Below are 20,092 nucleotides of genomic sequence, written 5' to 3' on the forward strand. Positions count from 1 at the left end.
CCTAGGGCCGCCCCCGCTGCCCGCGCAGGTGTTCCGCGATCGGCTTGAGCGCCTTGTCGAGCTCCGACAGGGCCTCGGGGGACAGCAGATCGATGAAGTGCCGCCGCACGGACGCCACATGGTGGGGCGCGACCTTCTGCATGGTCTCCATGCCGTGCTCGGTCAGCACCGCGTAGAGACCGCGCCGGTCCGACTCGCAGTTCTCCCGCCGGACCAGGTTCGCGTTCTCCATGCGGGTGATCTGGTGGGAGAGGCGGCTCTTGGACTGGAGGGTGGCGGACGCGAGGTCGCTCATCCGCATCCGTACGTCCTCCGACTCGGAGAGGTTCACCAGGATCTCGTAGTCGTTCATTGTCAGGCCGAACGGCTGCAGGTCCTTCTCGAGCTGGTACGTCAACAGCCTGTTGACCTCCAGGTGGGTGCGCCAGGCGCACTGCTCCGCATCGGTCAGCCAGCGGGTGGCCGTCTCGGTCTCCATGAATGAAGTCTACCTAAAATGTTGAAAGGCGAACTAGTGAGGGTGGTATGACGGCGCGCACACGTTCGACGTCACACTCCGCAGACTACCGCTCACAGCCCGAAGCGACGCTGGAGGTCCCCCAGCTGTCCGGGAAGGCGCGGTGTGCCCGATTGCTGTGCGGGGCCCGTGTGGGCCCCGCCGCCGGGCACCCCGGCCTGCTGCGGAACGGCCCCCGTGGCCTGCTCGGCCATGAGGGTCTCGGACGACTGGAGCAGCACGGTGCCGGCTCCGACGAACTCGAACTGGTGCTCCTCCCCGGAGGCCCCGCCGAGGCCCGTCATCGCACGTAGACCGCCCATCAGGCCCGTCATGTAGCCGTGGTCGTAGTGATGGCACGGCGACGGGCAGTCGGCCCAGCCGACGAGCGCCTGCGGGTCCACCCGGATCGGGGGTTCCATGAACACCACCGGACCGTTGGATGCGGCCACGAACTTTCCGGTTCCGATCAGCGTCAGAAAACCCGGCACGATCGACTGCTTGAGCGCGAGACTTGGCTGAAAAGCGAGGAGGTTGCCCGAGCGAATGGTCAGATTGCCGTCGTCGAGGTCGTACGAATTCACGTCGAAGGCCCGGTCGGCGAGGAGCATCTTGCCCGAGCCCTCCGCCACGACCCAGTCGCTCGCGTGCAGTGGCGAATGAAATGACGTACGGACAAGGCGGTCGAGCCGGCCGTGCCCGATGCCGTTGAACTCCATCGAGCCGTAGTAGGCGATCATCTTCCCCTTCTGCAGGAACCACTGGCTCCCCTTGAGCTCCACGCAGAAGGTGTACTTGTTGACGTTGTCGTCGACGGGCAGCGTCATGGGGTCGAAGACCGTCGGGCCGCCCGGAGTCCCGTACATGCTCACAACTTCTCCTCCGAGGCCTGGACGTAGACCGTGCCGCTGCCGCTGAGCTCCAGCTGGAAGGCCTCGCCGGAACCGCGCCCCACCATGTCGCGCCACCCCAGGGCCGTCGACAGCTTGTTGCGTACGTCGCCGTGGTGGGCGACGTAGGCCTGCGGGTCGACGTGCACGGCACGCCCCGGGGTGATCGGGACCTCGAAGACGCCGCCGTGGGCCATCACGGCGACCGAGCCGTGCCCCTGGAGCGTGGTCGTGAACAGCCCCTGCCCGGTCACCTGGCCGCGCACCATGCCCATGACCCCGCCCTGCGAGCCCATGAACATCGTGCCCTGCTGGAGCGTGCCCTCGAAGGCGAGCAGGCGGTCCGCCTCCACGTAGAGCGTGTCCCCGGTGAGGTTGATGATCTGGACGTGGTGGCCGCCGTGCCCGAACAGGACCGTGCCGCTGCCCTCGACGCTCATCAGGGGCGTCGCCTCGCCCGCGATCCGGCGGCCGATCATCGACATGACGCCGCCCTGGCCGCCCTGCATGTTGGGCGTGAAGGACACCTCGCCCTTGTAGGCGAGCATCGCGCCGCGCTGGCTGAACAGCCGCTGGCCGGGCAGTACCGTGGCCTCGATCATCTTGGAGTTGATCTCGCGGAAGGGCATCTCACACATCCCCCGCGATCGTGTTCCGCTCGCTCGGCTGTACGTACACCAGCCCGTCCCCCTCGAAGCGGATCTGGAAGGCCTCGCCGCCGCCCTCCCCGAGGAAGGTGCGGAAGGTCACACCGGACTGGAAGGACTGCCGGACGTTGCCCTGATGGGCGATGTACGCCCCCGGGTCGACGATCAGGGGATACTGCGGACTCACCCGAAGGACCACGGCCGGCCCGTCCGACATGATCGCGGCCTGCCCATGCCCTTCAACCGTGGTCGTGAACAGCCCGTTCCCCTGCGACGCACCGCGCAGCCCGGTGAAGCTGGTACCCGTCCTGAGCCCCGCGTCGGTCGCGAGCAGGTTGCTCGACTCCACGTACAGCTTGTCCCCCTGGAGACTCACGAGGTTGATCTCGGAGGCCCGGTCGGCGAACCAGCACGTCCCCTGCCCCCGCACCTCCATCACGGTCATCTGCTCGCCGGTGATCCGCCGGGTCACCATCCCCCGGATGCCCTCACCCCCGCCGCTCAGCTTCTTGAACGCCATCTGACCGTCGTACGCGACCATCGAGCCGTTCTTCGCCTTCACGGCGTCCCCGGTCATGTCGACGGCGAGCACCTTGCTGCCTTGAAGTCGGAACATCGCCACGCTGCGAAGGTAGCCGCAGCTCCGGTGCGCCGAACAGGGCCTGTGGGTGGAGAGGGACCCTGACCGCACCCTTAGGTGGACTGTTTGTCACAATGGGCGAACGCTTGTGCTTCCGTTCACAAAGAGCGACCTGTCTCCCACCGAAGGTGACCCGTGGACCTCAAGACCGCCACCGCCCTCCGCCGCCTCCGACTCGTCTCGGCCCCCGAGGCCGTGTCCTTCCTGCTCCTGCTGGTCTGCTCAGTGCTGAAGCGGACCACGGACTTCAACGCGGTGCCGGTGATGGGCATGGTCCACGGAGTCCTCTTCATCCTGTACGTGATCTTCTGGGCGGACGCCTGGAACCGCACCAAGTGGCCCCTGAAGACGGCGGCCCTCTACTTCGTCCTCTCCGTCCTCCCGACCGGCGGCTTCTTCGCCGAGCGCAAGCTCAAGCGCGCCGCCGAGGACGAGGTCATCGCCTCCCGCGCCCGCAAGGAAGGGGTCGTGAACGCATGATCGTCGCCTTCTCCGTGACCCCGCTCGGGGTCGGCGAGGACGTGGGCGAGTACGTCGCCGACGCCGTCCGGGTCGTCCGCGAGTCCGGCCTGCCCAACCGCACCGACGCGATGTTCACCAGCGTCGAGGGCGAGTGGGACGAGGTGATGGACGTGGTGAAGCGCGCCGTCGCCGCCGTCGAGGCACGTGCCCCGCGCGTCTCCCTCGTCCTCAAGGCCGACATCCGCCCGGGCGTCACCGACGGCCTCACCTCCAAGGTGGAGACGGTGGAGCGGCACCTCGCCGAGTAGCCGGCCCGGAAAGTCGAACCCCGGCCCACACGGGCCGGGGTTTTCTCGTGCCCGCTGTTTGAGCGATCGCTCAAACAGGTGTACCTTCCTGTCTAGGCAGTTTGAGCACTCGCTCAAGAAGTTACTCAAAGAAGACGCTGACCTGGGGGAATCACATGAGCCGCACCGGGCTCTACATAGAGGCGCGGATCCGCGCCGACCTCGACGACCTCTGGAACCGCACCCAGGAGCCCTCCCGCCACCAGCGCTGGGACCTCCGCTTCTCCGAGATCACCTACCTCCCGCGCGTGAAGGACGAGCCGCAGCACTTCCGGTACGCCACGCGCGTGCTGCCCTTCCTCACCATCGCGGGCACCGGCGTCTCGGCGGGGGAGCGAGAGCGTCCCGACGGCACCCGTACCTCCGCCCTCCGCTTCTCCTCCCCGCACCCCCTCTCCCTCCTGGCCGAGGGCAGCGGCTACTGGCGCTACGTGCCCGACGGCGACGCCGTCCGCTTCCTCACCGGCTACGACTACCGCCCACGCTGGGGCACCTTCGGCACGCTGGCCGACCGACTGCTCTTCCGCCCCCTGATGGGCTGGGCGACCGCCTGGTCCTTCGACCGCCTCCGCCTCTGGCTGGAGCGCGGGATCACCCCCGAACGGGCCCTGCGCAACTGGCTGGCCGAGCTGCTCCTGCGCACCCTCGTGATCACGGCCGGCTGCACGGGCTTCGGCGAGCAGCGCTTCCTGCGCCTGTTCGGACCGCTCGCGGCGTCGATGGCGTACCTCTGGCCCCTGCTCCTGATCGTGGCCGTCTCGCTGGCCCTGTTCAAGGCGCCCCTGCCGTGCACCCCGGCCGCCCGCCGCTGTCTGCGCACGCCGCCCACGCGCGTGCGTGCACCCCGTCTGCTGCGCACCCTGGAGGACCCGCGATGACCTCGATCTTCCGCACCGCGATGGGCACGGACTTCGACCGTCTCCACCCTCAGCTCCAGCGCCGCTTCTCGGTGGGCCTGGCGAGCGGCGAGGCCTGCACCGGCCGCGGCGTGATGGACCGCGTCTGGCACGGCGCCCCCTGGGTGAAGCCGTTCCTCGCCCTCGGCGCCACCCGCAACATCCTCGTCCCCACGCCGGGCCGCGCCGTCCCCTTCGTCATCGAGAACGTCCCGTACACGGACACCCACGGCCGTGAGACGGTGACCTTCGTGCGCACCTTCGACCTGCCCGGCCGTCCCCGCCGCTTCGACGCCCAGATGGTCCTGAGCCCGAAGGGCGACCGCATCCTGGACTACCTGGGCACCCACCAGCACCTCGCCAGCGAGCTCCACCTCACGGCGGAGCCGGACGGCTCGCTCCTCATCCGCTCCGGCGAACACCGCTTCCGGGAGGGCATGGTGGACGTACGCGTGCCCGAACTCATCGGCGCCACCGCCGAGGTGCGCGAGTCGTACGACGACAACACCGCCCGCTTCCGCATCCAAGTCCAGGTGGTGAACCGGTACTTCGGCCCCCTCTTCGGCTACGAGGGCTCCTTCGAGGCGACGTACGAGAACATCCGCACCCACGGCGTACGCCGAGGACTGCGCCCGGTCCGCGAGGAGGCGCGAGCGTGAGCCCCGAGACGGCCAAGTCGCTGGAGACCAAGACGAAACTCCTCGAAGGCGCCCTGCGCACCCTCACCGAGCAGGGCATCGCGAAGACCTCGGCCCGCTCGATCGCAGCCACGGCCGGAGTCAACCAGGCGCTGGTCTTCTACCACTTCGGCTCGGTCGACGAACTGCTCGCCGCGGCCTGCCGCTACGGCACCGAACAACGGGTGGAGCGCTACCGCGACCGCCTCGACCGAATCGCCTCCCTGGGCGAACTCCTCGCCTTCGGGCGGGAGATGCACGAGGAGGAGAAGGCCGCCGGCCATGTCGCCGTCCTCGGCCAGCTGCTGGCCGGCGCCCAGACGAACCCGCCGCTCGCCCCGGCCACGGCGGCGGGACTGGACACCTGGATCGCGGAGATCGAGAAGGTCCTCACCCGCGTACTCGCTCACACCCCCTTCGGAGAGTTCACCGACCCCACCGGCCTGGCCCGCGCCGTGGCCGCGTCCTTCGTCGGCATCGAGCTGTACGAGGGCGTGGACCCGACCGGAGCACACGCGGCCCTGGACGCCCTGGAACAACTGGGCGCCCTCGTAGCCGCCCTGGAGGACCTGGGTCCCGTGGCCCAGCGGGCGATCCGCCACCACCTGCGCCGCACGACCCGCCGCTGAAGGGGTTCCGCACCCCCGGCCACCCAGTCACCCACCCACCTGGACGCCCCCAGTTCGACACGCCCACGAATCTCCACTTGTGTGTGGTTATCGGCCTTGATCGCCGATCATTCCTCACCTCTTGGAGGGCGCTGTGCGGCCGGAGGGCTACGACTACGACACCCACAGCAGACTGGCCGGACCGCTCACCGAGCCGTCCGGCGGGCCGTACCGGGTGCAGTACACCTCGCTCCTCTCCAGCGAGCCCCACCGAATACGCGCGATCCTCCTGATGAGCCTGGCGCCGATACTCACCGCGGCCCTGCTCGTCTACCTCGTGTGGCCCACCCACTGGGTGGAGCGCGAGGGCGGCGACGAGTGGATGGTCGGCCTGGACATCGCGATGCTCATAGCCATCGGCCTCATCGAACTGTTCATGGTCGTCAACGTCGCCTCGGTCGCCCACGCCACCCTGGTCGCCCGCGACCCCGTCCCGGTCGTCCCGGAACCCGGCACCCGCGTCGCCTTCCTGACGACGTACGTCCCGGGCAAGGAACCCCTCTCCATGGTCCGCGCCACCCTCGAAGGCGCCGTGCGGATCACCCACACCGGCCCACTCGACGTCTGGCTCCTCGACGAGGGCGACGACGAGCAGGCCAAGGCGCTCTGCGCCGAGCTGGGCGTACGCCACTTCACCCGGCACGGCGTCCCCGAGTGGAACCGCCCCAAGGGCGTCCACAAGGCCCGTACCAAACACGGCAACTACAACGCGTGGATCGCCATGCACGGCGACGAGTACGACTTCTTCGCCTCGGTCGACACCGACCACGTCCCGCTCCCCAACTTCCTGGAACGGATGATGGGTTACTTCCGGGACCCGGACGTCGCCTTCGTGGTCGGCCCGCAGGTGTACGGCAACTACCACAACCCCGTCACCAAGGCCGCCGAGTCGCAGCAGTTCCTCTTCCACGCGCTGATCCAGCGCGCCGGCAACCGCTACCGCTCACCCATGTTCGTCGGCACCAACAACGTCGTACGCATCTCGGCCGTCAAACAGATCGGCGGCCTCTACGACTCCATCACCGAGGACATGGCCACCGGCTTCGAGCTCCACCGGCACCGCAACCCCCTCACCCGGCACCACTGGCGCTCCGTCTACACCCCGGACGTGCTCGCGGTCGGCGAGGGCCCCGCGTCCTGGACGGACTTCTTCACCCAGCAGATGCGCTGGTCGCGCGGCACGTACGAGACGCTCCTCAAGCAGTACTGGAAGGCGCCGTTCACGATGCCTCCCGGCCGCCTCTTCTCGTACACCCTCATGCTCGTCTACTACCCGATGACGGCGGTCAACTGGTTCCTCGGCATCCTCAGCTGCGTCCTGTTCCTCTGGTTCGGGGCCTCCGGCACCCAGGTCGCCGCCTCCGTCTGGCTGATGCTCTACAGCGACGCGGCGGCGCTGCAGATCGGCCTCTACCTCTGGAACCGCCGGCACAACGTCTCCCCGCACGAGCCCGAAGGATCAGGCGGACTGGCCGGCATGGCGATGTCGGCGCTCTCCGCCCCCATCTACCTCAAGTCCTTCGGCGAGGCGCTGATCCGCCGTCCCTCCCGCTTCGTCGTCACCCCCAAGGGCGCCGACGCCAGCCCCGACCGGCTGCTCACCTTCCGTATCCACGTCTTCTGGGCGATCGTCCTCGCGACCTCCCTGGCCGCCTCGGTCGTCCTCGACCACACCCACGCGGCCATGCGCACCTGGGCGGTCCTGGCCATGGCGATCGCCCTGGCGCCGGTCGGGGTGTGGTGCTCCACGCTGCTGAAGGAGCGGCGGGAGCGGCAGACACTGCATCGCACCGCACGGGCCGTCGACGGCGCCGAGCCCGCCCTGGCCACCAGCGGCGCCGGCTCCCCGGTCTCCGGCTCCACGACAGGAGGCAACTGACGTCATGGCCTACCAGCCGTCGCAAAAGACAAAGAAGACCGTCCTGGGCATCGGCGGCATCGCGATCCTGGCCGGGCTCAACGCGCCCGCGGCCCTCGACTTCGCGAGCGAGAAGTACCACGAGTACGAGATCTCCCAGCCGGAGTACCAGGCCAAGTACGGCTCCTGGAGCACGGTCGACATCCCGAAGCAGTACCGCACCAACGCCATCCACGCGGCGCTCCTGCACACCGGCAAGGTGCTGATCGTCGCCGGTTCGGGCAACGAGCAGAAGAAGTTCGACGCCGGGTCCTTCGACACGATCCTGTGGGACCCCAGGACCGACACCTTCAAGAAGATCCCCACCCCGGACGACTTCTTCTGCTCCGGACACTCCCAACTCCCCGACGGCCGCCTGCTGGTGGCCGGCGGCACGGCCCGCTACGAGCGCCTCGACGGCGAGGTGAAGCGGGCCGGCGGCGGTATGCGGGTCAAGAACGAGAACCCCGACAAAGCGATCTTCCTCAAGAAGGGCACCCGCTTCAGATCGCCCGCCGGAGTCGAGTACGTCAGCAGGTTCGACGTCACCGTCCCCAAGGCCAAGCGCTCCTTCAAGGTCACCTACAACGCCCGCGGTGTCATGCAGCCCTGGCAGACCAGGGTCACCGCGAGCGAGGTCCGGGTCTTCGTCGAGGCCGCCGAGCCCGGCCCGCTGTCGGTCACCGAGAAGCAGTCGCAGTACGACATCGAGGGCCTGACCGGCAAGGACGCCAACAACACCTACGGCCTGAGCGAGAAGATCACCCTCGGCAAGCAGGACTTCCAAGGGATCCGCGCCGCCTACGAGTTCGACCCGAAGGCCGAGCGGTACATCCCCGTCGACCCGATGCGGAAGGCGCGCTGGTACCCGACGCTGGTCGGCCTCGACGACGGACGCGTCCTCGCCGTCTCGGGCCTCGACGACGTCGGGGTCATCGACCCGGGCGACAACGAGATCTACGACCCGAGGACCAAGAAGTGGTCGATGGGCCCCAAGCGCTACTTCCCCACCTACCCCGCGCTCTTCCTCACCAAGGGCGGCAAGCTCTTCTACCCGGCCTCCAACGCGGGTTACGGCCCCGCCGACAAGGGGCGCGAACCCGGTCTGTGGGACCTGAAGACCAACACCTTCACCAAGGTCCCCGGACTGCGCGACCCCGACGAGACCGAGACCTCCTCCTCGCTCCTCCTCCCGCCCGCACAGGACCAGAAGGTGATGATCCTGGGCGGCGGAGGCGTCGGCGAGTCCAAGAAGTCGACCCCGCGCACGGCCGTCGTGGACCTGAAGAAGGCCAACCCGGCCTTCGAGGACGGCCCCAACCTCCCGCAGGGCACGCGCTACCTGAACAGCGTGATCATGCCGGACGACTCCGTCTTCACCACCAACGGCTCCGAGGACTACCGCGGCCGCAGCGCCAGCAACATTTTCAAGGCGCAGTTCTACGACCCGAGGAGCAATGCCTTCCACGAGGCGGCGGCCCCCACGGTCGGCCGCAACTACCACTCCGAGGCGCTGCTGCTCCCCGACGGCCGGGTCGCCACCTTCGGCTCCGACCCGCTCTTCGACGACCAGCAGAACACCAAGCTCGGCCACTTCGAGCAGCGCATGGAGGTCTTCACGCCGCCTCTGCTGCACAAGTACGGCAAGAGCCGGCCGGTGCTGGAGGACGGCCCGCAGGAGCTCGACAAGCACCACCGGGCGACGTACCGGACGGACCACCCCGACCGGGTGGTGAAGGCCCGACTGATGCGGCCCAGCGCGGTCACCCACACCACCGACGTCGAGCAGCGCTCCATCGAGCTGGGCCTGACCAAGGACGCCCACTCGGTGACGGTCGACGTACCGAAGGACCCGGCCCTGGTGCCGCCCGGCTGGTACATGCTGTTCGTGACGGACGCGCAGGGCACGCCGTCGGAGGCGAAGTGGATCCAGGTCAGGTGAACTCCCGGACCACGTCTTGGACTACGCCTTGGAGTTGCGTGCCAGCTCCAGGGCGTACTCCGGCCACCACTGCCCGGCGTCGGGGCCGCCCTCGCAGGTGCCGTCCGACTCCCCGGGCCGCTTGATCCACAGGTAGGCGTCCACGGCGGGTTCCCCGGTGTCGGTCGTCGGGCGGGTGCCGAGGGCGCGCCCCGGCGGGTTGCACCAGGCACCCGGCAGGGGGCCCTTCCCGTTGCGGCTGGTGTCGATGACGAAGTGCTTGCCGCCGAGGTCGCCGGAGAGCTGGAGGCCGTACTTCCTGGTGCGTTCGTTCGTCTGGAAGTTGGAGACGTTGAGCGAGAAGCCGTCGGCCTTCTCGATGCCGGCCCGCTTCAGCGGCTCGACCAGTTTCCACGGTTCGCGGATCCAGGACGGATTGCCCGCGTCCAGATAGACCTTCGTGTTCGGCTGCTGCTTCAGCCGGACGACCGCCTCGCTCAGCAGCTGCTCGCGCTCGTCGTGGTACTCGGCGGGCGTGCAGCCGTCCACGATGTGGGACACGGCGTCCGGCTCCAGGACCACCAGCGCCTTGCTGTCCCCGAGCGCCTCCGCGAACTTCCCGATCCAGGCCCGGTAGGCGTCCGCGTCGGCCGCGCCGCCCGCCGAGTGCTGGCCGCAGTCGCGGTGCGGGATGTCGTACGCCACGAAGAGCGCCGTACGGCCCTCGGAGGTGGCGGACGCGGTGGCCGCGCGGACCACGGGGCCGGGGTCGATCTCGCCGGCCGGCCACAGCGCGGCCGGCTCGTCGGCGATCTTCGCGAGCAGCTCGGCGTCCTTGGTCCGGCCCTCCCGCCGCCAGATCTGGATCTGCTCGGCGGCGTTGCTCGCCGGGTCGACCCAGAAGGGCGTCGAGGTGTCCGGGCTCGTGGAGGCGGCGCCCGCGACGGAGGCCTCGTCGACGCCGGATCCGGACGAGCAGCCCGCCGCGAGCCCGAGGAGTGCGAGAGTCGCGAAGGTGTGGATCAGCCGGGACATGCCGCTCCCTTGGGCGAGGGTGACGTTCAGTGACGATTTGTCGCCAATCGTGACACAACGCCATGGGGGCGGCCGGAACCGACATGACCTCGATGGAGGCCGGGTGGACGGCTCGGACCGAAAGGCGAGACGGGGCTGACCACCATGTGACCGGCCGGTAAGGTCGATGGCGTGCCGAAGCCGCTCAGTCTCCCCTTCGATCCCATCGCCCGCGCCGACGAACTCTGGAAGCAGCGCTGGGGGAACGTGCCGTCCATGGCGGCCATCACCTCGATCATGCGCGCGCACCAGATCCTGCTCGCCGAGGTCGACGCGGTGGTGAAGCCGTACGGGCTCACGTTCGCGCGGTACGAGGCGCTGGTGCTGCTCACCTTCTCCAAGGAGGGCGAGCTGACCATGTCGAAGATCGGCGAGCGCCTGATGGTGCACCCCACGTCGGTGACGAACACGGTCGACCGCCTGGTCAAGTCCGGCCTGGTCGCCAAGCGCCCCAACCCGAACGACGGCCGCGGCACCCTCGCGGTCATCACCGACAAGGGCCGCGAGGTCGTCGAGTCGGCCACGCGCGACCTGATGGCGATGGACTTCGGCCTGGGCGTCTACGACGCGGAGGAATGCGCCGAGATCTTCGCGATGCTGCGCCCGCTGAGGGTGGCGGCGAGCGACTTCGACGAGGACTGACCACCCGGCCCAAGATCTCCCGGAACCGGCGGTTACGCTCGACGGCATGAAGAAGAGCGTGCTGACCCGCTACCGCGTCCTGGCCTACGTCACGGGTGTCCTGCTGGTGCTGCTGTGCCTGAGCATGATCGCCAAGTACGGCCTGGACATCGACGGTGCGGCGGACTTCACCCGCGTCGTCGCCATCGCCCACGGCTGGCTCTACGTCGTCTACCTGATCTTCGCCTTCGACCTGGGCTCCAAGGCGAAGTGGCCGGTCGGCAAGCAGCTCTGGGTCCTGCTTGCAGGAACGATTCCAACGGCCGCCTTCTTCGTCGAGCGCAAGATCACCCACGAGCTGGAGGGCGCGGTCGCCGACCAGTCCCCGGCCGTCGCGAAGGCGTAGCCCACACCGCCGTACGAGTCGCGTGCGGCGGTCGCTCATCGACATTTAGTCGGACGTCCTAGTAAATTCGAGGGTATGGACGCTGACGCCATCGAGGAGGGTCGCCTTCGTTGGCAGGCCCGGTTCGACGCCTCGCGGACGCGGGAGGCGGACTTCACGACGGTTTCCGGGGATGCCGTCCAGGCCGTGTACGGGCCCCGGGGCGGGGATGTGTACCAGGGGTTCGAGCGGATCGGGTGGCCGGGGGAGTTCCCGTTCACGCGGGGGCTCTACTCCACGGGGTACCGGGGGCGGACCTGGACCATCCGGCAGTTCGCCGGGTTCGGGAACGCCGAGCAGACCAATGAGCGGTACCGGATGATCCTCCGGAGCGGGGGTGGGGGTCTCTCCGTAGCTTTCGACATGCCGACCCTCATGGGGCGGGACAGCGACGATCCGCGCTCGCTCGGGGAGGTCGGGCACTGCGGGGTCGCCATCGACTCCGCCGCCGACATGGAGGTGCTGTTCCGGGGCATCCCGCTGGGGGATGTGACCACCTCGATGACCATCAGCGGGCCCGCCGTGCCCGTCTTCTGCATGTATCTCGTCGCCGCCGAACGGCAGGGCGTCGATCCCGCCGTCCTCAACGGGACCCTCCAGACCGACATCTTCAAGGAGTACATCGCCCAGAAGGAGTGGCTCTTCCAGCCCGAGCCCCATCTGCGGCTGATCGGCGACCTCATGGAGTACTGCGCCGCCGGGATCCCCGACTACAAGCCGCTGTCCGTGTCCGGCTACCACATCCGGGAGGCCGGGGCCACGGCCGCACAGGAGCTCGCCTACACCCTCGCCGACGGATTCGCGTACGTGGAGCTGGGGTTGAGCCGTGGGCTGGATGTGGATGTGTTCGCGCCCGGGCTCTCCTTCTTCTTCGACGCCCACGTCGACTTCTTCGAGGAGATCGCCAAGTTCCGCGCGGCGCGCCGCATTTGGGCGCGGTGGATGCGGGACGTGTACGGGGCGCGGTCCGAGAAGGCGCAGTGGCTGCGCTTCCACACCCAGACCGCCGGAGTCTCGCTGACCGCGCAGCAGCCGTACAACAACGTGGTGCGTACGGCCGTGGAGGCCCTCGCCGCCGTGCTCGGCGGGACCAACTCGCTGCACACCAACGCCCTGGACGAGACCCTCGCCCTGCCGAGCGAGCAGGCCGCCGAGATCGCGCTCAGGACCCAGCAGGTGCTGATGGAGGAGACCGGCGTCGCCAACGTGGCGGATCCGCTGGGCGGTTCGTGGTTCGTCGAGCAGCTGACGGACCGGATCGAGGCCGACGCCGAGAGGATCTTCGAGCAGATCAAGGAGCGCGGACTGCGGGCGCATCCCGACGGGCGGCACCCGATCGGGCCCGTCACCTCCGGGATCCTGCGCGGGATCGAGGACGGCTGGTTCACCGGCGAGATCGCCGAGTCCGCCTTCAAGTACCAGCAGGCGCTGGAGAAGGGCGAGAAGAAGGTCGTCGGGGTGAACGTCCACACCGGCTCCGTCACCGGCGACCTGGAGATCCTGCGGGTCGGCCACGAGGTGGAGCGGGAACAGGTGCGGATCCTGGGCGAGCGGAAGGACTCGCGGGACGACGGCGCGGTGCGGGGCGCGCTCGACGCGATGCTCGCCGCCGCGCGCGGCGGCACCAACATGATCGAGCCGATGCTGGACGCCGTACGGGCCGAGGCGACGCTCGGGGAGATCTGCGGGGCGCTGCGGGACGAGTGGGGGACGTACACCGAGCCGGCGGGCTTCTAGGGAGCCTGCGAGGCTCCCGACAGGCCCAGCAGCAGGACCCGCGTGAAGCTGCGCACCCACTCCTCGTCCGCCGGTTCCGCGCTCACCAGCGTGCGGTGCACCACCGCGCCCGCCACCACGTCGAAGATCAGGTCGACCGTCCGGGCCGCCTCCCCGGGATCCGTCTCCGCGGGCAGCTCGCCGCGTCGCTGCGCCCGCGCCCGGCCCTCCAGGACCAGACGCTTCTGGCGGTCCACGATCGACTCCCGGATCCGCTCCCGCAGCGCGTCGTCGCGGATGGACTCCGCGACCACCGCCATCAGACCGCTCTTGGCCTCCGGACGGGCCAGGATCGCCGCGAACTGAAGGACCACGCCCTCGATGTCCGCGGCCAGCGTGCCCCGGTCGGGCAGCCGCAGCTCGTCGAAGAGCTCCGCGACCGCGTCGACGACCAGCTCGTTCTTGCCGGCCCAGCGGCGGTACAGCGTGGTCTTCGCGACCCCGGCCCGCATCGCCACGTCTCCCAGCGTGAGCTTGGACCAGCCCAGCTCCACCAGCGCCTCCCGGGTCGCCGCGAGGATCGCGGCGTCGGCCTTGGCGTTGCGCGGGCGTCCGGTGGCGCGTGGGGCGGGAGTGCGGCTCTGCATCCCATGACCATAACGGGCGGTTCGTGTGAGGCCGTGAGGGAGATCACCAGGGGGTGGTACCGGGGAGGCACCCGGTGCCATTACGCTACGACTCGTAGCGAAAGCTCGTGAGTGACTCCACGGGCGACGACCACGGGCGTGGGGTGGGGACCCGGCGCCGACAGCACGATGTTCAACGGCGAACGGCACGACCGGCTTTCACAACGCTTTTCACTTGCGCGCGGGATCGGGGGAGGATAGACGCATGCAGCCACGGAACATGTCCATGAGCGGAGTCGTCGACCTCGCCGCGGTGAAGGCGGCCCAGGAGGCCAAGGCGAAGGCGGAGCAGGCGCGCGCCGAAGCGGCCCGGCAGGGCGGCGGCCCGGGCGCCGTATCCCCGGCCGACCTGGTGATCGACGTAGACGAGGCCGGGTTCGAGCGCGACGTCCTGCAGCGGTCCACCGAAGTGCCCGTCGTCATCGACTTCTGGGCCGAGTGGTGCGAGCCCTGCAAGCAGCTGAGCCCGGTGCTGGAGCGGCTCGCCGTCGAGTACAACGGGCGCTTCCTCCTTGCCAAGATCGATGTCGACGCCAACCAGATGCTGATGCAGCAGTTCGGGATCCAGGGGATCCCGGCCGTCTTCGCCGTGGTGGCGGGGCAGGCGCTGCCGCTCTTCCAGGGCGCCGCGAGCGAGCCGCAGATCCGGCAGACCCTCGACCAGCTGGTGCAGGTCGCCGAGCAGCGCTTCGGACTGACCGGTCTGGCGGTCGACCCCGAGGCCGAGCCCGGCGGTGCGCGCGAGGCCGTCGAGGCGGAGCCCGTCGGCCCGTACGACGCCCTCCTCGAAGCGGCCGTACAGGCCCTGGATTCAGGGGATCTGGGCGGTGCGGTGCAGGCGTACAAGAACGTGCTGAGCGACGACCCGGGCAACCCGGAGGCCAAACTCGGGCTCGCGCAGGCCGAGTTGCTCCAGCGGGTGCAGGGCGTCGACCCGCAGAAGGTGCGCAAGGACGCGGCCGACCGGCCGGCCGACGCCGAGGCGCAGATCCTCGCGGCGGACCTCGATCTGGTCGGCGGTCATGTGGAGGACGCCTTCGGACGGCTCATCGACACCGTACGGCGCACGGCCGGTGACGAGCGGGACACGGTACGTCTGCGACTGCTGGAGCTTTTCGAGGTGGTCGGGGCGGATGATCCGCGTGTGGCGACGGCCCGCAGGGCGCTTGCGCGTGCGCTGTTCTGACGGGGCGGCGGCCCGGTTCTGACCAGTCGCTAAACGTCACGGCATGTGATGCCCAAGTGAAAGATTTGCCGACGGGATGTCACTGCGGCCGCGCTTTACCAAAACTTGGTAATCGCGGCCGCTGTTACTGCGAGTAAGTTACGGGCGTTGATCTGTCGGATTCTGTCCATTCATCAACGTCTTTGTCCTCCCCCTCGACTGCACCCTGCGTCGCCACCCGAGACCTGTGGGTCGTTGTTCGGTTATCCCGCCGTTACTACCCAGTAACGAAGCCCCTTGTGCGGGCGGCGAGAATGCACCACGATCGGCGACGCTCGGTCCATTCCCGTACCCCGACAGCCGGTCGGGTCGCGGGGGTTCCTGGGTCCCCACCGAGCAGAGTTCGGCGTCACTGGCGCCGGCTCTTGGGCAGGGGGGTCTTCGCCCAACGGCGAAGCCTGTCCAGCAAGGTTGTGCGTGATGCGTGTCAGGCGCGACCAGTGGTTGTCGCTCGGGGGTGATCGCCGGTGATCGGTGCGCGGTTCGCGCCTCCGAGTGCGGGCGCTCTCCTTCCCGAGGACGTAGCACTTCTCCCATCCCTGCCCGGCTGAGCCGCCAACTGGGGCTAGTCAGGGTCAGGAGATGTACGTCCGAGAAGGAGGAAATATGGAGTCCCAGGTGCGTGGCGGGACCAGATGGAAGCGGTTCGCTGTGGTCATGGTGCCCAGCGTCGCCGCTACGGCCGCGATAGGTGTCGCCCTCGCGCAGGGCGCTCTCGCCGCGTCGTTCAGCGTGTCCGGCCAGCAGTTCAAGGTCACGGCCGACCAGCTGACGGGTACCGGCTTCGCTCAGTACGGTGCCGTTGACTCGGGGTACACCCTCGACGGCAAGAAGACGGCCCACCCGGTCGCGGTCTCGGCGTTCAAGTCCGCGTCCATCAAGGGCCTGTGCCAGTCCGTGGTCACCCCGGACATCCCGATCATCGGTAGCGTCAGCCTGATCCTGAAGGCGGGCGGCGGTGACACGCCGGTCGAGGCCGACAACCTCTACATCGACCTCGACGACCTGAGCGCCGACGCGACGTTCAAGAACATCGACATCGGTGTGGCCGCCGGAAGCGCCAGCAAGGGCCCCGGCATCAAGTCCGGTGACACCGCGAACCCGTACGGATTCGCGCAGCAGGCCGAGTCGGCCACGCTGACCGGCGTGAAGCAGACGGCGTGGGCGACCACCGCCGGAACCTTCAAGCTCAGCGGGCTGAAGATGTCCGTCTCGACGGGCGTCAAGGAGTGCTACTAAGCACTCTCTGACGGGCGGGGGAGCCGATGGCGCCCCCGCCCGTCCACCTTCCAGGACTTTCTTCACACCGCGTACAACTCACCACCACAGCACGAGCACCACCGCCACAGCAAAGCCGCACCAGGGAGCTGTTTTCCATGAGCGCCGAGACTCCTGCCGTGTCCCCCGGCCAGTTCAGCAGCCGGAGGACGCAGTTCCGCGCCTGGCGGGGCACACGGCCGTTCTGGGCCGGCCTCTTCGTCATGCTCGCCGGTCTCCCCATCGCGTACTTCCCCTACGCCCACCTCCAGGTGGGCCACCTGACGCTGGCGATGGCCACCACGGCGGGCGCCGGGTCCCTGATCATCGGCGTGCTGCTCGTCGTACTGGGCTTCAGCCTCTGGTTCCAGAAGCACGTCCGTACCTTCGCGGGCGTCGCGGCGATCCTGCTGGGGCTGGTGTCCATCCCCGTGTCCAACCTCGGCGGCTTCCTGATGGGCTTCCTGCTCGCCCTGGTCGGCGGCGCGATGGCCGTGGCCTGGGCGCCGGGCGAGCCGCCCGCCGAGGCCGCGCAGGAGGAGCCGCCCGCGACGGGCGGAACCCCCGAGGCGGCGGACCCGGACACCACCATCCTCAAGCCCGTGGTGGGCGAGCCGAACGATCTGTCAGGAACGAGCCCGGCGAACGGGGCGAACGGGAGGCACAGTGCCGGCTGACGAGGTGACCCACGGGACTGATGTGGACGAGTCCCGTGTGAGAACCGGGCCGCGCCACGCGGCACCCAAGAAGCCGCTGTTCACCAGGTTCCACATGCCCGCCGGCAAGGCGATAGCCACGGTGGCGATGCCGACCGCGGTCCTCATGGGCATGGGCTTCACGTCCTCGCTCGCGCTCGCCGACAGCGGCGGCTCCTCGTCCGCGAAGAGCCTGACCGCCGACGAGTACAAGGACTGTGTCGCCGCGCTGGACGACTCCTCGGCCTCGCCGTCGCCGTCCGCCTCGGCGAGTTCGTCGGCCGACACGGCGACGCCGTCGCCGTCCGCGTCCACGTCCGCCGACACGTCGAAGGACTCGTCGGGCTCGTCGGACTCGGGCAAGTCCTCTTCGTCGGATTCAGGTTCCGACGACAAGGCGACGCCCACGCCGTCCGCGTCCGAGAGCAAGTCGTCCGACAGCACCGCCACGGCCACGCCCTCGGCGTCGGCGAGCAGCACCAGCGGCGGTCTGCTGGAGGACATCGGCAACACGATCGGCGACATCCTCACCGGCGGCAGCAGCTCGTCGTCGAGTGCGAGCTCGACGCCGTCCGCGTCCGCCTCGCCCTCGGCGAGCGCCACCTCGGACTCCTCGGACTCCAGCGTCTCCGACACGGTCAAGGACACGACCAAGAAGGTCACCGACACCGTCAAGGACACCACCGACACGGCGACCAAGGCGGCCGACAGCGCCACCAAGGCCGTCGAGGAAGCGGCCGACGCGGCCACCTCCTCCGCGAGCCCGTCGGCCAGTTCGAGCACGGACGCCGAGAACTGCCCGGCCGCGACCGACGACGAGAGCGGCGTCGACAACAAGGTGGCGGTCGCGGACGACCCCTGGTACCTCAGCGCCAGCTCGCTGCTGCTGAAGAGCGCCGACTACCAGGGCATCGTCGAGGTGAAGACGGCCAACGGCACCAAGAAGAAGGTGCTGAAGTACGTCATCTCCGGTGGCACCGACATCGGCGACCTGCACCAGACGGTCAAGGACACGACCCAGAACAAGACCTACCACGTGCAGGCCGCCTCGGGATCGACGTCGACCATCCGCGACGGCGACACCACGATGTACACGGAGTCCATCTCCGGGAACCTGTTCGGGCTGATCCCGATCACGTTCAGCCCCGACAACCCGCCGCCGCTGAACATCCCGCTGATCTACTTCACCAACGTGAAGGTCGTCCAGGCCGCGCAGTTCGGCGGCACCCTGCACGTGCCCGGCATGCACGTGTACACGACCGACGGAACCGGCTGAGCGCCGCCACAGACCCGTTCGGGAGCCGCACACGCCTGAGGGCGCCCCCCTTGCCGGGGGGCGCCCTCAGCGCCGTACAGGAGGCTTCAAGAGCCCTTGCGGACCGGTCAGTTGCCGCCGCCGATGTGGTGGACGCGGAGCATGTTGGTGGTGCCGGGGACGCCGGGGGGCGAGCCGGCGGTGATGATGACGATGTCGCCCGGGTTGAAGCGGTTGATCTTGGCGATCTCCTGGTCGACCATGTCGACCATCTCGTCCGTGCTGTTCACGAACGGCACCACGTGCGACTCCACGCCCCAGCTGAGCGTCAGCTGGTTGCGGGTGCCCTCGTCGGTGGTGAAGGCGATGATCGGCTGCTCGGCGCGGTAGCGCGACAGGCGGCGGGCGGTGTCGCCGGACTGGGTGAAGGCGACCAGGCCGCGGCCGCCGAGGAAGTCGGCGATCTCGCACGCGGCACGCGCGACCGAACCGCCCTGCGTACGCGGCTTCTTGCCCGGCACCAGCGGCTGCAGGCCCTTGCTCATCAGCTCCTGCTCGGCCGCGACGACGATCTTCGACATCGTCTTCACGGTCTCGACCGGGTAGGCGCCCACGGAGGACTCCGCCGACAGCATGACCGCGTCCGCGCCGTCCAGGATCGCGTTGGCCACGTCGGAGGCCTCGGCGCGGGTGGGGCGGGAGTTGGTGATCATCGACTCCATCATCTGGGTCGCCACGATCACCGGCTTGGCGTTGCGCCGGCACAGCTCGATGAGGCGCTTCTGCACCATGGGGACCTTCTCGAGCGGGTACTCGACGGCCAGGTCGCCACGGGCCACCATGACGGCGTCGAACGCCATCACGACGTCCTCCATGTTGTCCACCGCCTGCGGCTTCTCCACCTTGGCGATGACCGGGACGCGGCGTCCCTCCTCGTCCATCACGCGGTGGACGTCCTCGACGTCCTTGGCGTCGCGGACGAAGGACAGCGCGACCATGTCGGCGCCCATGCGCAGCGCGAAGCGGAGGTCCTCGACGTCCTTCTCGGACAGCGCCGGCACGTTGACCGCCGCGCCGGGCAGGTTGATGCCCTTGTGGTCGGAGACGACACCGCCCTCGATGACGATCGTCTTGACCCGGGGGCCCTCGACGTCCAGCACCTTCAGCTCGACGTTGCCGTCGTTGATCAGGATCTGGTCGCCGCGGGCGACGTCACCGGGCAGGCCCTTGTACGTCGTACCGCAGATGGTCCGGTCACCCGGGACGTCCTCGACGGTGATGACGAACTCGTCACCGCGTTCGAGCTCCACGGGACCCTCGGCGAAGGTCTCCAGGCGGATCTTCGGGCCCTGGAGGTCGGCGAGGACGCCGATGGCCCGGCCGGTCTCCTTGGCGGCGGCACGGACGCGGTCGTACCGCCCCTGGTGCTCGGCGTGGGTGCCGTGGCTGAAGTTGAAACGGGCCACGTTCATTCCGGCCTCGATCATCGAGACCAGCATTTCGTGGGAGTCGACCGCGGGGCCGAGAGTACAGACGATTTTCGAACGGCGCATGGGGCGATCCTATCGGTTTGTTTC

At 69.0% G+C, this 20,092-nt stretch carries 21 protein-coding genes; 14 read left to right on the forward strand and 7 right to left on the reverse strand.

Features of this window, described 5'->3' with window-relative positions; all coding sequences use genetic code 11:
• Nucleotide 1: 1 nt before the first annotated feature.
• The 4 genes from MQP27_RS18800 to MQP27_RS18815 form a co-directional block, all read right to left on the reverse strand.
• Entirely contained in the window at nt 2–478 is a 477-nt protein-coding gene (locus tag MQP27_RS18800; RefSeq protein ID WP_242766343.1) for a MarR family winged helix-turn-helix transcriptional regulator, read from the reverse strand.
• A gap of 92 nt (nt 479–570) precedes the next feature.
• Nucleotides 571–1,362, reverse strand: coding sequence for an AIM24 family protein (locus MQP27_RS18805; protein WP_242766344.1), 792 nt, complete (start codon nt 1,360–1,362; stop codon nt 571–573).
• Between the two features lie 2 nt (nt 1,363–1,364).
• A complete protein-coding gene (locus tag MQP27_RS18810; protein ID WP_242766548.1) occupies nt 1,365–2,015 on the reverse strand; it encodes an AIM24 family protein in 651 nt (216 codons plus the stop codon).
• A 1-nt stretch (nt 2,016) separates the two neighbouring features.
• Nucleotides 2,017–2,649 (reverse strand): AIM24 family protein, encoded by a 633-nt coding sequence (locus MQP27_RS18815; protein ID WP_242766549.1) that lies wholly within the window; start codon nt 2,647–2,649, stop codon nt 2,017–2,019.
• 159 nt (nt 2,650–2,808) lie between these two features.
• On the opposite strand from MQP27_RS18815, the gene MQP27_RS18820 reads away from it, so the two are divergent.
• The 7 genes from MQP27_RS18820 (at nt 2,809) to glxA (ending at nt 9,562) form a co-directional block, all read left to right on the forward strand.
• Nucleotides 2,809–3,153 carry a DUF3817 domain-containing protein gene (locus tag MQP27_RS18820; protein ID WP_242766345.1) on the forward strand — a complete coding sequence of 115 codons (345 nt, stop codon included), beginning with the start codon at nt 2,809–2,811 and terminating at the stop codon, nt 3,151–3,153.
• Complete coding sequence (locus tag MQP27_RS18825) at nt 3,150–3,443, forward strand: MTH1187 family thiamine-binding protein (protein WP_062715249.1); 294 nt, start codon at nt 3,150–3,152, stop codon at nt 3,441–3,443. Before MQP27_RS18820 ends, MQP27_RS18825 begins: the two co-directional genes overlap by 4 nt.
• Before the next feature lie 155 nt (nt 3,444–3,598).
• Nucleotides 3,599–4,360: a hypothetical protein gene (locus MQP27_RS18830; RefSeq protein ID WP_242766346.1), complete on the forward strand. Its 762-nt coding sequence runs from the start codon at nt 3,599–3,601 to the stop codon at nt 4,358–4,360.
• On the forward strand, nt 4,357–5,037 hold the full coding sequence (locus MQP27_RS18835) for a DUF4166 domain-containing protein (protein WP_242766347.1): 681 nt from the start codon (nt 4,357–4,359) through the stop codon (nt 5,035–5,037). Before MQP27_RS18830 ends, MQP27_RS18835 begins: the two co-directional genes overlap by 4 nt.
• The gene (locus MQP27_RS18840; RefSeq protein WP_242766348.1) at nt 5,034–5,684 is read left to right on the forward strand and encodes a TetR/AcrR family transcriptional regulator; all 651 of its coding nucleotides are present in this window, start codon (nt 5,034–5,036) and stop codon (nt 5,682–5,684) included. The genes MQP27_RS18835 and MQP27_RS18840 overlap by 4 nt, the downstream gene beginning before the upstream one ends.
• A gap of 133 nt (nt 5,685–5,817) precedes the next feature.
• Nucleotides 5,818–7,602, forward strand: a complete 1,785-nt coding sequence (locus MQP27_RS18845) for a glycosyltransferase family 2 protein (RefSeq protein ID WP_242766349.1) — start codon at nt 5,818–5,820, stop codon at nt 7,600–7,602.
• A 4-nt stretch (nt 7,603–7,606) separates the two neighbouring features.
• Nucleotides 7,607–9,562 carry a radical copper oxidase GlxA gene (gene glxA, locus MQP27_RS18850; RefSeq protein WP_242766350.1) on the forward strand — a complete coding sequence of 652 codons (1,956 nt, stop codon included), beginning with the start codon at nt 7,607–7,609 and terminating at the stop codon, nt 9,560–9,562.
• A gap of 21 nt (nt 9,563–9,583) precedes the next feature.
• On the opposite strand, the gene MQP27_RS18855 is transcribed toward glxA, so the two are convergent.
• The gene (locus tag MQP27_RS18855; RefSeq protein WP_242766351.1) at nt 9,584–10,576 is read right to left on the reverse strand and encodes a glycoside hydrolase family 6 protein; all 993 of its coding nucleotides are present in this window, start codon (nt 10,574–10,576) and stop codon (nt 9,584–9,586) included.
• Nucleotides 10,577–10,747: 171 nt separating this feature from the next.
• Here MQP27_RS18855 and MQP27_RS18860 point away from each other — a divergent pair, with 171 nt between their 5' ends.
• The 3 genes from MQP27_RS18860 to icmA all read left to right on the forward strand — a co-directional run bounded on the left by MQP27_RS18860 (nt 10,748) and on the right by icmA (nt 13,418).
• Nucleotides 10,748–11,257: a MarR family winged helix-turn-helix transcriptional regulator gene (locus tag MQP27_RS18860; protein ID WP_242766352.1), complete on the forward strand. Its 510-nt coding sequence runs from the start codon at nt 10,748–10,750 to the stop codon at nt 11,255–11,257.
• 46 nt (nt 11,258–11,303) lie between these two features.
• Nucleotides 11,304–11,642 carry a DUF3817 domain-containing protein gene (locus MQP27_RS18865; protein WP_242766353.1) on the forward strand — a complete coding sequence of 113 codons (339 nt, stop codon included), beginning with the start codon at nt 11,304–11,306 and terminating at the stop codon, nt 11,640–11,642.
• A gap of 75 nt (nt 11,643–11,717) precedes the next feature.
• Nucleotides 11,718–13,418, forward strand: coding sequence for a coenzyme B12-dependent isobutyryl-CoA mutase large subunit (gene icmA, locus MQP27_RS18870; protein WP_242766354.1), 1,701 nt, complete (start codon nt 11,718–11,720; stop codon nt 13,416–13,418).
• Here the strand turns inward: icmA and MQP27_RS18875 are convergent.
• Nucleotides 13,415–14,044 (reverse strand): TetR/AcrR family transcriptional regulator, encoded by a 630-nt coding sequence (locus tag MQP27_RS18875; protein WP_242766355.1) that lies wholly within the window; start codon nt 14,042–14,044, stop codon nt 13,415–13,417. The two genes, icmA and MQP27_RS18875, sit on opposite strands and share 4 nt — an antisense overlap.
• Nucleotides 14,045–14,288: 244 nt before the next feature.
• Between MQP27_RS18875 and MQP27_RS18880 the strand changes: the two genes are divergently transcribed.
• From MQP27_RS18880 to MQP27_RS18895, 4 genes are all read left to right on the forward strand, one after another.
• Nucleotides 14,289–15,269, forward strand: a complete 981-nt coding sequence (locus MQP27_RS18880) for a tetratricopeptide repeat protein (protein ID WP_242766356.1) — start codon at nt 14,289–14,291, stop codon at nt 15,267–15,269.
• A 645-nt stretch (nt 15,270–15,914) separates the two neighbouring features.
• Nucleotides 15,915–16,547, forward strand: coding sequence for a DUF6230 family protein (locus MQP27_RS18885; protein ID WP_242766357.1), 633 nt, complete (start codon nt 15,915–15,917; stop codon nt 16,545–16,547).
• 137 nt (nt 16,548–16,684) lie between these two features.
• The gene (locus MQP27_RS18890) at nt 16,685–17,242 is read left to right on the forward strand and encodes a DUF6114 domain-containing protein (RefSeq protein WP_242766358.1); all 558 of its coding nucleotides are present in this window, start codon (nt 16,685–16,687) and stop codon (nt 17,240–17,242) included.
• Entirely contained in the window at nt 17,232–18,536 is a 1,305-nt protein-coding gene (locus MQP27_RS18895; protein WP_242766359.1) for a hypothetical protein, read from the forward strand. Before MQP27_RS18890 ends, MQP27_RS18895 begins: the two co-directional genes overlap by 11 nt.
• 107 nt (nt 18,537–18,643) lie before the next feature.
• On the opposite strand, the gene pyk is transcribed toward MQP27_RS18895, so the two are convergent.
• Nucleotides 18,644–20,068 carry a pyruvate kinase gene (gene pyk, locus MQP27_RS18900; RefSeq protein WP_242766360.1) on the reverse strand — a complete coding sequence of 475 codons (1,425 nt, stop codon included), beginning with the start codon at nt 20,066–20,068 and terminating at the stop codon, nt 18,644–18,646.
• Between the last annotated feature and the right edge of the window lie 24 nt (nt 20,069–20,092).

The organism is Streptomyces cylindrosporus (assembly GCF_022698165.1).
In the GTDB taxonomy this organism is placed as follows: domain Bacteria; phylum Actinomycetota; class Actinomycetes; order Streptomycetales; family Streptomycetaceae; genus Streptomyces; species Streptomyces cylindrosporus.